General features: G+C 35.3%; 15 protein-coding genes and 1 tRNA gene. 11 read left to right on the top strand and 5 right to left on the bottom strand.

All coding sequences use genetic code 11. The annotated features are described in order from the left end of the window. Positions 1–155 precede the first annotated feature (155 nt). Positions 156–623, top strand: a complete 468-nt coding sequence (locus BLS90_RS01665) for an NUDIX hydrolase (protein ID WP_175455412.1) — start codon at positions 156–158, stop codon at positions 621–623. Between the two features lie 419 nt (positions 624–1,042). Next, entirely contained in the window at positions 1,043–1,951 is a 909-nt protein-coding gene (locus tag BLS90_RS01660; protein ID WP_091254351.1) for an NmrA family NAD(P)-binding protein, read from the top strand. 165 nt (positions 1,952–2,116) lie between these two features. Here BLS90_RS01660 and BLS90_RS01655 read toward each other — a convergent pair. Next, a tRNA-Glu gene (locus BLS90_RS01655) sits at positions 2,117–2,188 on the bottom strand. 280 nt (positions 2,189–2,468) lie between these two features. On the opposite strand from BLS90_RS01655, the gene BLS90_RS01650 reads away from it, so the two are divergent. The 9 genes from BLS90_RS01650 (at position 2,469) to BLS90_RS01615 (ending at position 9,723) form a co-directional block, all read left to right on the top strand. Beyond that, the gene (locus BLS90_RS01650; RefSeq protein WP_091254347.1) at positions 2,469–2,840 is read left to right on the top strand and encodes a hypothetical protein; all 372 of its coding nucleotides are present in this window, start codon (positions 2,469–2,471) and stop codon (positions 2,838–2,840) included. Positions 2,841–2,916: 76 nt separating this feature from the next. Next, entirely contained in the window at positions 2,917–3,099 is a 183-nt protein-coding gene (locus BLS90_RS01645; protein WP_091254343.1) for a hypothetical protein, read from the top strand. Positions 3,100–3,772: 673 nt separating this feature from the next. Continuing rightward, a complete protein-coding gene (locus BLS90_RS01640; protein ID WP_091254340.1) occupies positions 3,773–4,390 on the top strand; it encodes a DsrE family protein in 618 nt (205 codons plus the stop codon). A gap of 343 nt (positions 4,391–4,733) precedes the next feature. Then, complete coding sequence (locus BLS90_RS01635; RefSeq protein WP_091254336.1) at positions 4,734–5,072, top strand: hypothetical protein; 339 nt, start codon at positions 4,734–4,736, stop codon at positions 5,070–5,072. Between the two features lie 206 nt (positions 5,073–5,278). Continuing rightward, positions 5,279–5,677, top strand: a complete 399-nt coding sequence (locus tag BLS90_RS01630; protein WP_091254332.1) for an NUDIX hydrolase — start codon at positions 5,279–5,281, stop codon at positions 5,675–5,677. Between the two features lie 180 nt (positions 5,678–5,857). Next, positions 5,858–6,031, top strand: coding sequence for a hypothetical protein (locus tag BLS90_RS16620; RefSeq protein ID WP_139171369.1), 174 nt, complete (start codon positions 5,858–5,860; stop codon positions 6,029–6,031). 144 nt (positions 6,032–6,175) lie between these two features. Next, on the top strand, positions 6,176–6,421 hold the full coding sequence (locus tag BLS90_RS01625; protein ID WP_175455411.1) for a hypothetical protein: 246 nt from the start codon (positions 6,176–6,178) through the stop codon (positions 6,419–6,421). A 557-nt stretch (positions 6,422–6,978) separates the two neighbouring features. Further along, positions 6,979–8,115 (top strand): Na+/H+ antiporter NhaA, encoded by a 1,137-nt coding sequence (gene nhaA / locus BLS90_RS01620; protein ID WP_091254326.1) that lies wholly within the window; start codon positions 6,979–6,981, stop codon positions 8,113–8,115. Between the two features lie 159 nt (positions 8,116–8,274). Further along, positions 8,275–9,723: a flavin-containing monooxygenase gene (locus BLS90_RS01615; protein WP_091254323.1), complete on the top strand. Its 1,449-nt coding sequence runs from the start codon at positions 8,275–8,277 to the stop codon at positions 9,721–9,723. A gap of 151 nt (positions 9,724–9,874) precedes the next feature. On the opposite strand, the gene BLS90_RS16740 is transcribed toward BLS90_RS01615, so the two are convergent. From BLS90_RS16740 to BLS90_RS17030, 4 genes are all read right to left on the bottom strand, one after another. After that, positions 9,875–10,012, bottom strand: coding sequence for a hypothetical protein (locus tag BLS90_RS16740; protein ID WP_175455410.1), 138 nt, complete (start codon positions 10,010–10,012; stop codon positions 9,875–9,877). Positions 10,013–10,130: 118 nt separating this feature from the next. Further along, complete coding sequence (locus BLS90_RS01610; protein WP_220083860.1) at positions 10,131–12,737, bottom strand: multicopper oxidase domain-containing protein; 2,607 nt, start codon at positions 12,735–12,737, stop codon at positions 10,131–10,133. Positions 12,738–12,930: 193 nt separating this feature from the next. Next, positions 12,931–13,284 carry a hypothetical protein gene (locus BLS90_RS17035; protein WP_245705021.1) on the bottom strand — a complete coding sequence of 118 codons (354 nt, stop codon included), beginning with the start codon at positions 13,282–13,284 and terminating at the stop codon, positions 12,931–12,933. A gap of 3 nt (positions 13,285–13,287) precedes the next feature. Then, on the bottom strand, positions 13,288–13,551 hold the full coding sequence (locus BLS90_RS17030; protein ID WP_245705020.1) for a hypothetical protein: 264 nt from the start codon (positions 13,549–13,551) through the stop codon (positions 13,288–13,290). Positions 13,552–13,657 lie beyond the last annotated feature (106 nt).

Here is a 13,657-nt window from a genome sequence, read left to right as displayed (position 1 = left end):
AATGCGTTAAAATGCAAAATTTCGACTTGAATTATACTGCCCTAAAAACAAGATCGTATATTGTAAAAAGTAGCTAGGTTCGCTGTATTGCTGGATTTTTAGCAACAGCTGCGACTGGATATCAAGAAACAGACATCAAATTTTAATTACTAATTTTGCTCCACAATAAATCAATTGATAAACGAGCTAGGATAGAATTACTGAACAAATCGATACTTTCTACAAAAAGTTATGGTAAAGACAAAATTTACATTCCAGGAGGAAAACGGGAGAACGATGAAACAGATGCTCAAGCACTCGTAAGTGAAATTCAAGAAGAGCTGACCGTACAACTTGATCCAAACAGCTTGCAGTACATAGGTGTTTTTGAAGCACAAGCACACGGACATCCTACTGAAGTCCTGGTAAAAATGACCTGTTATGCGGGAACGCTTCAGGCAAGTTCTGAAATTGAATTTTTTACATGGTTAAATTATTCCGACAGAGATAAAATTTCAGCAGTAGATCAATTGATTTTAACTACCCCGCTTCACAAAGTGTTTATTCAGAGAATAAATTTATCGTTTAAGCTGCGCAAATGTCTCTTACTTTGCGCCCACAATAATGATCAAATAATCAATTGATGTAAAGTGTTACTGGCAGATAGACATGGTTAGTAACTCTGGATATTTTTCAGAGCCTAAGAGCTAAGCAGTTGGACTTATTTAATGGCGAACTATAAAATGAGTGAAATATTATTTAACATAAGAGTCATATAAGCATTAAACCTTAAATGACCTTATTGTTATTTAAGGTATATAAGCCTAAGAAATGAAACTTAAATGACTTATATGGTAAAAAAAATGTGCCATTGTTTTTTTCTTATTGCTTATAAACTCAGATTTACATTCAAATCTCTTTTTATAAAAAAACTAATTACAATCTAAATCATCTATATTTACTTTGCAATTAGAACAAAACAACCAAGTTTGCCGATTTTTAGGAGAACTGACTTAATTAATTGTAAAACCTTTTTACGGACAGTAGAAAACAGTACAGAGAAATGAAAAAAATAATTTTAGTAGCCGGTGCGACAGGAAATTTAGGGCTAAGAATAGTAAAAGCTTTACTAAATAAAGATGCTGAAGTACGTGCAGTTGTTCGTTCCAACAGTGATATTGAAAAAATAAAAGAACTTGAAAATTTAGGTGTTAAAATTTATAAAGTGAGTAGTTGGAATTTAGAAGAATTAAAAGCTTCTTGCGTTGGTGTTTCCTGCGTAGTTTCCGCTTTAGCCGGATTACGTGAAGTGGTTATAGATGCCCAACAAGTTTTGTTAGATGCAGCAATAACAGCTAGCGTTCCTCGATTTATTCCGTCAGACTATTCATTAGATTTCACCAAGTTTTTCTATGACGAAAACCGAAACTTGGATCTAAGACGTGAATTTCACGAGTACCTTGACAAAACTTCAATTAGTGCAACTTCAATTTTTAACGGAGCTTTTACTGAATTACTAATAGATGAAATGCCTATGATTCTTTTCAAGCAGAAAATGATTCTGTACTGGGGAAATAAGGATTACAAATTGGGCTTTACCACAATGAATAATACCGCAGAATTTACAGCCAAAGCAGCTCTGGATTCAAATACTCCTCGATACCTTAGAATTGCAGGTGACCTAATAAGTCATCGTGAACTAAAAATAATAGTTAGTCAGGTAACAGGGCAGAATTTTCGTTTATTTAGACCTGGTGGACAAAGACTTCTTGCTATAATTATAAAGATTGCAAGAAAATTAGCGCCGGGAGAAAAAGAACTTTATCCTGCTTGGCAAGGCATGCAATACATGCACAATATGATAGATGAACGTTCAAAAATAGCAAAACTCGATACTAGCCGCTACCCAGAAATACATTGGACAACGGTAAAAGATTTTCTACTTAAACATCCTGGGAAAAAAAATATTTAAACTATTTGAAAGTTAAGTTATTTAGCAAATAAAAAAAATCGACGACCCAGCTCCGCAAATGTATCTGACTCTTACCTCATCTACAATACGCACAGCCAAAACCAATAATAAAAAAAGCCTCGAAAAATAATTTTCGAGGCTTTTTAAGATTGTGTTTATGAATTGTAGCCCGTAGCGGAATCGAACCGCTCTTACATGGATGAAAACCATGCGTCCTAACCGATAGACGAACGGGCCTTGTTTTGTATTGCGGGTGCAAAAATAGAGCTATTTTTGAGATGCACAAAGCCAAACCTAAAAACCTTCAAATAAAAATAGTCTCTATTGCATTCGGTAATTGTAATCAATTCAGAACTAACACTTATCAATAACACGACTGTTTTTTAACAAGCTGATTTTTCAAAGAACAAATCTAAAGTCCAATACGAAGGTGCCGCTTGTGAACACAAAAAATAAAAAACATTCCTTAATTCACAGTTACTTTTGTACTTTTGAAAGCAATCATTAAACTAAATAGATGACAACGTATTTAAAATATCTCCTTTCACTCTTTCTGGCTTTTGGCCTGATGGTGAATGATGGTACTTTAGATGCTCCATCAAATTCAGCAGATTATTATCAATTCTCGAACGTAATTCTTAGAAGAGAATTAAACTATAAGGATTCGAAATTATATTTGTTCCATCAGATAAATTCGGCTGAAAAAACTTCATTCCTATTTCAGTTAGCCTTCCTACAATTCCAAGATAGTTACACTCTTCAAATTCCGGTTCTTCTAAAATTACAGACGCTGCTTTATCAAAAAGTAAAGTTATTTGCAATGCAACACATCTTCATAAATGAGATGATTACTTCCCGAAATTCCTATAAAAGTTTATACACAGCCTAGAAATTTCTTTCTACGCATTTATGCAATTCCATGCATAAAGATGATACCAAATGTCTAATCATTTATCATTTACAAAATGTATAAACACACTAACAAATCCCGTTTGGAGAAATCCAAGCGCCCTATTCTTTGGGCAAAAAGAAAAATTATGCTAATCATTACTGCTTTTATGATCGGAATGTCAAACGGAATGAACGTGGGAGACAAAATGATTCACGGAAATCAAAATCAAACAGAACAGCAAGATAAAAAAGATTGATCTGGGGATTCATAAATAAGTTTTGAAGTTCTAGTTTCACAAGGTTCAATTTCTTTTCACTTTCAAAAGGTTTTCCCATCACGTACAAACACCACTATTTAAGAAAATGCAATGGCGTTTTTTGTATTTTGCAACAGCATTTAATTCTAAAATGACAACATGAATAAAAAGCACACAGATAGTATCATAATAGGAGCAGAATTATCAGGTATAGGCGCTGCCTGTCATTTGCCCCGTAAAATCCAGACAAAACCTCTGTTATTTTAAAAGCAAGAGCAGCACTTGGAGGTACCTGGAGTCTGTTTCAATATCCCGGAATCCGTTCCGATTCGGATATGTACACTTTTGGCTATTCCTTTAAAACATGGGAGGACCAAAAGTCGTTCGCTGATGAGCCTTCTATTTTAAAATACCTAAATGAAGCCTTAACTTAATGACATTGCGCTCTTGCTAGCGGAGGATTAAATTCAATAGTTAGACAATCCTATCTTTCCGTAGCATTCCAAAACAAACAACCAATTATTCAAGTTACGACAGCCTCCCGACTCCACAGGAAATCCAATAGAAACAAAAAAAGTGATTCTTTGCGGTAAAAAACTATCTTAGCAGTAGTAATTTAAAATTCAGTTGTATCATTTGCTAACCTATTCAATTCTTCAAAAAATCTTTTAAAATGAAATTCATAAAAAACTATTTGTTGCCACTCTGTTTCATTCTCTCTTCACTTTTCTCCAATGCACAAACAGCTGCTCGTGAAAGCGCAGCGGCTAAAATGGATCCTTTTATTCCAGTATTAGAATATCCATTAATAAAAGGATCCAAGTGGACTGGTGTAATACCGGTAAAAAATGTAACTGATAAACCCGAAGCCAATACGGTATACAAGTTACTTTTTGACCTTACCCAAAACGGCACGGCCACAGGCATGGTTGACAAACCAAACGAAGGGCTGGAGGAAATTGCACGGATTATAAATCTACATGCGGCGGCCGGCATTCAACCAAAAAACCTAAAATCTGTTGTAATTGTGCATTCAGCTGCTATTTTATCCGTTTTAAATAGCGCAGCCTATGAGAAAAAATTCAACTATTCGAATCCCAATGCTGATTTGATAGATCAGATGCAAAAAGTTGGAGTACATTTTGTTCTTTGCGGGCAGACGATGAATCTCAGAGGTGTTGAAGGAGCCGAATTGTATAAAAACATATTCATTGCTGAGGCAGCAAAGGTGGCCTTGACAAAATACCTAACTGCTGGATATGTCTCCTTTGTGATCAGCGGGGCGCATTAAATAATTCTATTTGATATAAGTAATAAGAATAAAACAATGGTACATTTTTTTTACCACATAAGTCATTTAAGTTTCATTTGTTAGGCTTATATAACTTAAACAACAATGAGGTCATTTAAGGTTTAATACTTATATGACTACTATGTTAAATATTATTTCACTCATTTTATAGTACGACATTAAATAGGTCCAACTGCTTAGCAAGTTTCTAAATTGTGAATACAGAAAATTATTTTACTAACATATTCTTTGGAACAACTAAGTGACCTAAGGATTTATAAGACAACACAATCTTTCTAATCTAGCCCTACTCCTTTTCAATACATAATGCAAAAAATATAAAATGAAAAAAGGCTCTTTTAAATTCCAATACATTCTAGCTGTGCTATACGGAATGGGTACTTTCTACCTTACTTCAAAGGAAGCACTGTTGATTACTTTTGGAGCGTTCCTAGTTGCCGGCGGTTTGTTCGGATTTATTTGGCCCAGAGAATCTTGGCGCTGGGGACTTTGGTTATTGGGACCGCTTTTTGTATTAATGAGCTTTAGTATATTGTTTGCTGGTCAGTTGGACGTTTTCATAAAAAAAGACTTGCCTTCTTTAATGGTTGCGGCAGTCTCTTCTTTTTTGGGAAGTTTTATATTTGCTCGAGTGAAGCGCCGCTCTCGCAATAGACCCTAACCTCCAATTAAAGAAAAGGTATTGTTTTATATTTCTTTAAAAAGTAGAAGTGTCACAATTAGGTTTCTATTTGTAATTAATAGTTGATAATTTAGTCTCTTCACATGAACTAAAAGTGATATCATTACTCATTTATCCAAATTTTAACAAAGTAATATCATTTAAAAAAATTAACCAAACACCTCCTTTTAAATTCCCATAGTAAAATGAATTCAATTGATAAACTGGCTTGGATTGAACTCCAAAACAAATCCATCCTATCTACAAAAAGTTTTGGAAAAAACAAATATTATATTCCTGGAGGAAAACGGGAGAACGATGAAACAGACGCTCAAGCACTTGTAAGAGAAATTCAAGAAGAGCTTACAGTACACCTTGATCCAAATAGCCTGCAATACATGGGTGTATTTGAGGCTCAAGCACATGGACATCCAGCATGTATTCTGGTGAAAATGACGTGCTACTCTGGCTCATATTCTGGCGAATTGCAAGCCAGTTCAGAAATTGAAGAAATAAGGTGGCTTAAATACGCTGACAAAGACAAAATTTCAGAAGTGGATCAATTGATTTTTGACGAATTAAAACAGCAGGATTTGTTAGATTGACAACACTACTCAACCATGACGGCGCACATGCAATGCAAGCCGCTTCCGGGTAATTCCATGATTAGATAAACTAACCTCTTTTAAAGTATTGGCGCAAAGCACCCATGAGATTAAACACAATTAGAACAAAACAACTACATTGACCATTATCATAAACAGTTAATTTATGAACTGTAAATTTTGAAGCAGATTCCTAAAATCAATGCATTTTATTGGGCATTAATTATCAGTGCCAATACAATGGGAGAAACGGCAGGGGATTTAATCTCTCAACCTCTTAATTTAGGATACGGTGGCGGAACAGTTGCCTCGCTCATTTTGTTCCTTATTGTATTGACAATTTCCATTTTTTGAAAAAACCAAAAACCACTTCTATATTGGATCGTAATAACAGTAGCAAGTACATTAGTTACTACTATTTCCGACTTTCTTTCCAAAGCCTTATCGGTCACTTATTAAGGGGTAACGCAGGAAACAGGATCTATTTATGCCACCGTTTTGTTAGTTTTTCTATTGGCCTTCACTTTTGGCATTTGGAAATGGCATTCCAAAATAGACACGATTGAAGGTGGATTAAGTAAGACCCCTGAATTTTTATATTGGCTGGCTATTTTGACGTCCAGCACACTAGGAGCAGCATTAGGCGATTTATTAGTACACGACGCGCCTTTGGGTTTTGCCGGCAGAACATTACTTTTAGTAAGCTTGCTGATGGTTGTTGTTTTACTGGTGTTTTTTTACTAGAGTAGCAAGAGAATTTTTATACTGGTTGGCTATCATTTTGACACACCCAATTGGCGCGACAATGGCAACTATTTGACAAAACCAGAAGGAATAAATTTAGAAAATATAAAGGCAAGCATGGTTTTAATCCTTGTTTTTATTGTTGTAATTGCAACCGGCAAATTAGTTCTTAAAAAACAACCCGAATAAAAAACCCATAGTTGTTGTGTCATAAGAAAAGATTGTACTGCAATTAGCGTACTTATGATAACCATTTCTGCACCAAATTCATTCTCTTAATTTCATATATTTTCCCAGCGAAGTAAGAATATTGTAATCAAACAGCTAAGAACAGAAATTAATGCCGGCTAAACTGCCAGTTCTGGAAACTCAATTTAACAGGAAACAAAAACAATCCTTTATTTTTTTATAATATTAATTGGTATATTTGATAAAACGAGGAAAGACGACTCTTTTTTAGATTTATCTACCCGAAGTAATCCTAAATAACCAGCACTTTATTGGAAAAATCCAAAAATAAAGAAAAGCTGATCTAAAATTTTATCAAAAAAAGAGTAATGAAATTATCGAAACTATTTAAAGAATTTTACGAAAGTGAAAAAGCAGGAGGTATAATTCTACTGATTGTCACCATTGTTTCTCTTTTGTTGGCTAATTCTCCCATTCAGTCGAACTACATTGGCTTTTGGCAATTCGATGTTGGTGGACACAGTATCACCCATTGGATAAATGATGGATTGATGGCAATTTTCTTTTTACTTATTGGTTTGGAACTGGAACGCGAAATTTACAAAGGCGAACTCTCGGATATAAAAAATGCTTCTTTTCCTCTCATTGGTGCTATGGGCGGTTTTCTGCTTCCTGCGGCTATTTTTCTTTTATTCAATTATGGGACAGCTACGCAATCAGGAGCAGGTATTCCCATGGCAACGGATATTGCATTTGCCATAGGAATCTTATCCTTATTAGGGAATAAAGTACCCATCTCACTAAAAATATTTCTTACAGCATTAGCTGTTATGGACGATCTAATAGCAATAATAGTGATCGCTATTTTTTATACCAAAACGATCATTTGGACTAACCTATTGATTGCATTAGCGCTATTCAGTATTTTGCTTTTACTGAACCGTCTTAAAGTTAAAAATCTAATTCCCTACCTACTTGGAGGTATTGCCATGTGGTATTTTATGTATAATTCAGGGGTTCATGCTACAATTACGGGCGTTTTACTGGCTTTCGCCATACCCTTTGGTAACGGAGATAAAAATTCGACCTCCTATATTTTACAACACGTTTTACATAAGCCTGTGGCATTTATAATTTTACCTCTTTTTGCCATTGCTAACACTGGTATTGCGATAGGAGCTGATTGGCAAGATGGATTAGGAGAAGCCAACAGTATTGGAATCATTGCAGGTCTTATAATAGGAAAGCCTTTGGGTATTTTTGCTTTTGCTTTTTTGGGGGCCTCGCTCGGACTTTGCAAACTTCCTGAAGACTTAAAATGGAAAAATATTATTGGCGTAGGACTTTTGGGTGGTATAGGATTTACAATGTCCATTTTTATAACTATCCTTGCTTATGAAGATGCAACCCTTATTAACAGTTCCAAAATAGCAATTATAATTGCTTCACTTGCCGCAGGAATTGTAGGGTTTTTATTTTTAAAGATGACCTTAAAAACGCGATAGCCCGCATTTACAAATCATAGTCATAGCAGTTAGAATGGCCTGGCATTGCCCCCTGACTTTTTATAAATTAATAACACCATTACCCCTCGAAAATGTTATGGTGTTTTTTGTTGATTCTATTTTGTATTTTGCAGCAGTATTTCTTTCTAAAACAACAACATGAACACGACACATACCGATTGTATCATCATAGGAGCTGGCTTATCCGGAATAGGCGCTGCCTGTCATTTGTCCCGTAAAAATCCCGATAAAACCTATGTGATTTTAGAAGCAAGAGCAGAACTTGGAGGCACCTGGAGTTTGTTTAAATACCCGGGAATCCGTTCTGATTCGGATATGTATACTTTTGGCTATTCCTTTAAAACATGGGAAGACCAAAAAACGTTCGCAGACGGACCTTCTATCTTGAAATACCTGAATGAAGCGGCCGACGAATATCAAGTAAGAGATCATATCCGATACCAACAAAGTGCCGTTTCGTATAACTTTGATACCAAAGAAAAATTATGGACGGTAACTACTGTAAACAGTTCCACAGCGGAACAAACAGTTTACACGTGCCAGTTTATCTTTAGTTGTAGCGGTTACTATAATTACAGCAAAGGCTACACCCCCAAATTTAAGGATCAGTCGCATTTTGAAGGTCAAATAATCCATCCTCAACAATGGCCTGACAAATTAGCTGTTGCCAATAAAAAAGTGGTAGTAATTGGAAGTGGAGCCACAGCGGTTACCATCGTACCTGAACTTGCTACCGAAGGAGCTCAGGTTGTAATGTTGCAGCGATCGCCAACTTATATTGCCGCCTTGCCCAATAAAGACAAGATTGCCGACCGATTGAAACACCTATTCCCAAAAAAAATAGCATACAGGCTAATCCGCTACAAGAATATTTTCTACTCGATTATCTTTTTTAATCTCTGCAAGTTATTTCCAGAAGCGATGAAAAACTTCATCATCAACGGTGCTAAAAAAGGCTTGGGTGACTTTCCAGTAGACCCTCATTTTATTCCCAACTACAACCCATGGGAACAGCGTTTTTGCATTGCCCCAAACGGAGATTTTTTTAGAGCCATCAGGAAAGGCAAAGCGACAGTGGTTACAGACCATATCGATCGTTTCTTACCCAATGGAATTTTATTAAAATCGGGCGAGACATTAGCGGCTGATATTATCATCACGGCAACAGGTCTTAATTTAGTGGCCTTCGGAGGAGTAAAAATTCAATTGGATTCAAAGCCCTTTGATGTTTCTAAATCTTTTGTTTATAAAGGCCTAATGTTAAGTGACCTACCCAACTTCTTTATTTTTGTGGGCTATACCAATGCGTCGTGGACGTTGAAAAGTGATCTTACCAGCGAATATATTTCACGGGTTTTAAAATATTTAGACAAACATAATTACAAAGCGGTAGAAGCAAAAGTAATTGAGACTGATTTAAAACCGGTTCCGCTACTTAACCTCAACTCTGGATACATCAACCGATCAGCGAATATGCTTCCCAGTCAAGGAAATAAGGCCCCTTGGCGCATTTATCAAAACTATGTTTTAGATTATAAAATGCTCCGACTGGATTCCGTGAAAGACAAACGACTAAAGTTTTTTTAAAAATTAGACGCTCGAAACAAATGCAATATTTAAATTAATAATTTCAAACTCTATTGAACTTACTGAGTAAAAATTGCAAATTATCAATTACTTTTAGTAGTCCGCGGGTAATTTTTTTTACTGAAATAATATTCCCAGTTTTTCTTTAAGATTATTTTCTTTTTTTGTAGAGATGTGCTGCTGCTAATAGTATAAGTGCAAAAATCAAGATAGAGCCCCACCAAAACCAATGCATTCCCATAAATGAGTAGCCATCCATGAGCATTCCTTCATGTCCTGTAGTATTCATAATTTTATCGTATTAGCAAGATATAGTGCTCCTGCGGTTATAATTGTACTGAGATTTTGCACCTCTTTTCAAAGCAATACTCAAGCTCGTATTTTAGAAAAACACGTTCTGAGTGTGATTAATAATTGACATTCAACCCAAAACCCACTCCCATATCACTATCATAATGGGTGGTGATTCCAAGATTTTTGCCAATAATGTATTTTAATCCTGCCATGTATTCTTTATCAGTATTAACCATAAAGGCCATTCTCAAGCGTTTTGCAACTGGAATATCTTCTCGCATTAACTGCATTCTTATATTTCCATCATGATATACTTCAGCTTGCGCAATTATTAGTAGTGGCAGTGTGTAACTAAAACCTAAACTTACTTGAATACGTTGGTCTTTAGTACTTTTTTGACCAAAAATATTTTTCTCTACTTCATTATAACCTAGCTTTCTGTATCGAGCATCAAAACCAATAAAGGGCATAAACCATTGATTTCTTCCAATGTATCTACCTATATGTGTTTCTGATTCATAACCATGATCATCATTATATCCTAAGCGCCATTCTGTAGCAAAACTCCAACGCGCACTTTGTACCATTGCTTGCCCATCATTTCCGTTAGTAGCAAAATCATTTTCAGCCATAAAATGCAATCCGTTACTTTCTGATTGCAACTTTTTATAGGCTACTGCTTTATTTGGTAAGTAGGGGTTTAGTTGCGAATTTTCATAGCTAAACACTCTATTCATACCTGCCATCATGTGATAGAGAATGTGACAATGAAAGAACCAGTCTCCATCAGCATTTGCTGCAAATTCAATCACATCTGTTTCCATAGGCATGATATCCAATACATTTTTTAATGGAGCGTAGTCCCCTAGTCCGTTTAACACTCTAAAATCGTGTCCATGTAAGTGCATTGGGTGACGCATCATGGAATTATTGAACAACGTGATGCGAACAATTTCTCCTTTTTTAATTAAAATTTTATCTACTTCTGAAAGTACTTTATTATCCATACTCCACACATACCGATTCATATTCCCTGTTAATTCGAACCGTATTTCTCGAACAGGAGCGTTTTTGTCAAGTGTAGTCTTCGTAGGCGATTTTAGCATTCCATAATTCAAGGTAGTGATATCTCCATTCATTACATGTTTTGAATGCTCCATTTCAGCATCCATTTTCATTGGCTCTTTGTCCGATTTAGAATGGTCCATTCCAGCATCCATTTTCATTGGCTTCTTGTCTGCAGCCCCAACTATTTCTGGATACATCACCGTATTCATATCCATTTTTTGCATAGACATGTCCATTCCCATGTCATTCATAGTTCCGTCCATATTCATCATGTTATTCATCATCTTCATGCCTTCAAAATATTTTAGTTTTGGCATTGGACTACTTAATTGTTTAATCCCTTGACCAATATAAATTGATGTTGATTTAGTTCTGTCTTCGGGTGTAGCTAAAAATTCATACGAAGCATTTCCAGCAGGAATTGTAACAATGACATCATAGGTTTCAGAAACACCAATGATTAATCGATCCACTTCTAAAGGTTCAACATCATTTCCATCATTAGCCACTACAGTCATTTTTCCACCGGCATAGTTTAACCAAAAATAAGATGAGGCGCCACCATTAGAAATTCGTAAACGTACTTTATCACCTGCTTTAAATTGCGAGAGTTGACTTTCATTCTGTCCGTTTATTAGAAATTTATCATAGTAGATATCACTCACATCCATGGCCAACATACGTTTCCATTCGTTGGTTAATTTGGTTTGAAAATGTCCTGCTTTAATAGCTTCGGCATAACTTTGCGTGGTTCCTTTTTTAATAGCAAACCAATCGGAAGCATTGTGCAACATCCGATGCACATTCTCAGGTTTATAATCGGTCCATTCACTTAAAATTACTGGGATTTGCGGAATATCATCTATTCCATTTCTAAAGGTTGGATCATCTGATTTTTTATTTAAAATCATAGAACCGTACATTCCTATTTGCTCTTGCAAACCACTATGGCTGTGGTACCAGTGTGTTCCTGATTGAATTATTGGGAATTTATACACAAATTCCGCTCCTGGTTCAATAGGCATTTGCGTCAAAAAAGGCACACCATCTTCTTTATTGGGCAACATTAAACCATGCCAGTGCAAAGAGGTAGACTCCTTCAAATGATTGTAAACATGAATTTCGGCTGTATCACCTTCGGTAAAAGTTAATGTAGGCATAGGAATTTGTCCATTTACTGCAATGGCTCTTTTTTCTTTCCCTGAAAAATTAACAATCGTATCGCGAACATGTAGGTCGTAGCGAACCGTTCTTGACGGCGCACTTTTAACTAATTTCTTAACAATCCCCTCTTTGACAGTCGTATTGGTTGCAGAAACAGTAGCATGATTACCGTGGAAATCTTCTGTTGCTGCTTTAGACTCAACAGGTTTTGCTTTTACTGAAACCGCTGTTTTCACTATTGGCTTTGACGCTTGTTTCTTCTGCACCGGTTTTTTTTCTGGTTGTGCCTTTTCTTTAATCAAATCCATACCACACTTAGGACATTTTCCGGGTTTAGTAGCATGAATTTCAGGATGCATTACACAAGTATAGGTTACAGGCTGTACCTGTTGAATAGCCATTTTTCTGGAAATATTTCTGTCATTGCTATTTTCCGCTTGCACAAAAGTACCAATAAACAGAATCAAAACTATTAGTATTATTCTCATTTTTAACATTCTAAATTTTGAATTAATTATTATTTTTTCTAAATCGGTTTAACATTACCAACGCAAAAAGAAGCAGCACAATTACTAAAATTAACCAAAATGGATTCATTCCCATGAAAGAATATTCTCCCATATGCATTTCTCCGTTACCGTTATTTAACATGATTCTTTAAGCTTGTGGTTAGATTAAATATTAATGATGCGCTTTATGATCTTCTTTCTTTTCTGGTTTTTTATTCATCGTTTTCATTTTTTTCATGTCCATTTTTTTACCTTTCATTGTTTCCATCATTTTCATCATCTCGGGACTATCCATCATCTCTTTGCACATTCCAGACATCATAGCATCATCTCCTTTTGATAATTCCATCATGTTTGCCATCATACTTTTCATCATTTCGGGATTATCCTTCATTCCTTTCATCATTTCGGACATCATACCTTTCATCATTTCCGGATTTTCCTTCATTATTACCATCATTTTAGCATGATTCTCTTTCATCATTTCTGGATTATTCTTCATCATTTCTGACATCATACTTTTCATCAATTAGGGATTTTCCTTCATCATTGTCCTCATTTTCGCTTGACTATCTTTCATCATTTCCTTTTCTTTCTCCTGCATCATCATCATACCACTTTTGCTGTTCATAAGTATACCCATCATCTCTTTAGACATACTTTCATTATTAGCAATCTCATTCATAATTTCCATTCTCTTATTTGACTTTGAGAGAACCTGATTGGTTGACTGACAGGAATATAGAAGGCCAATTAACCCAATCGATAATATAATTTTTTGTGCTGTTTTCATGATATTGAATTTATTTGTTAAAACTATTAACCCAATAAAGGTCTGCGTTTTAAAACGAAAAAACCTTGTTGAATTTTGAAAAAAATTTATATAATCACTTCCTATT

Origin of the sequence: Flavobacterium omnivorum, assembly GCF_900099915.1 — a bacterium.
GTDB lineage: Bacteria > Bacteroidota > Bacteroidia > Flavobacteriales > Flavobacteriaceae > Flavobacterium > Flavobacterium omnivorum.
This window is presented reverse-complemented; position numbering and strand designations above follow the sequence as displayed.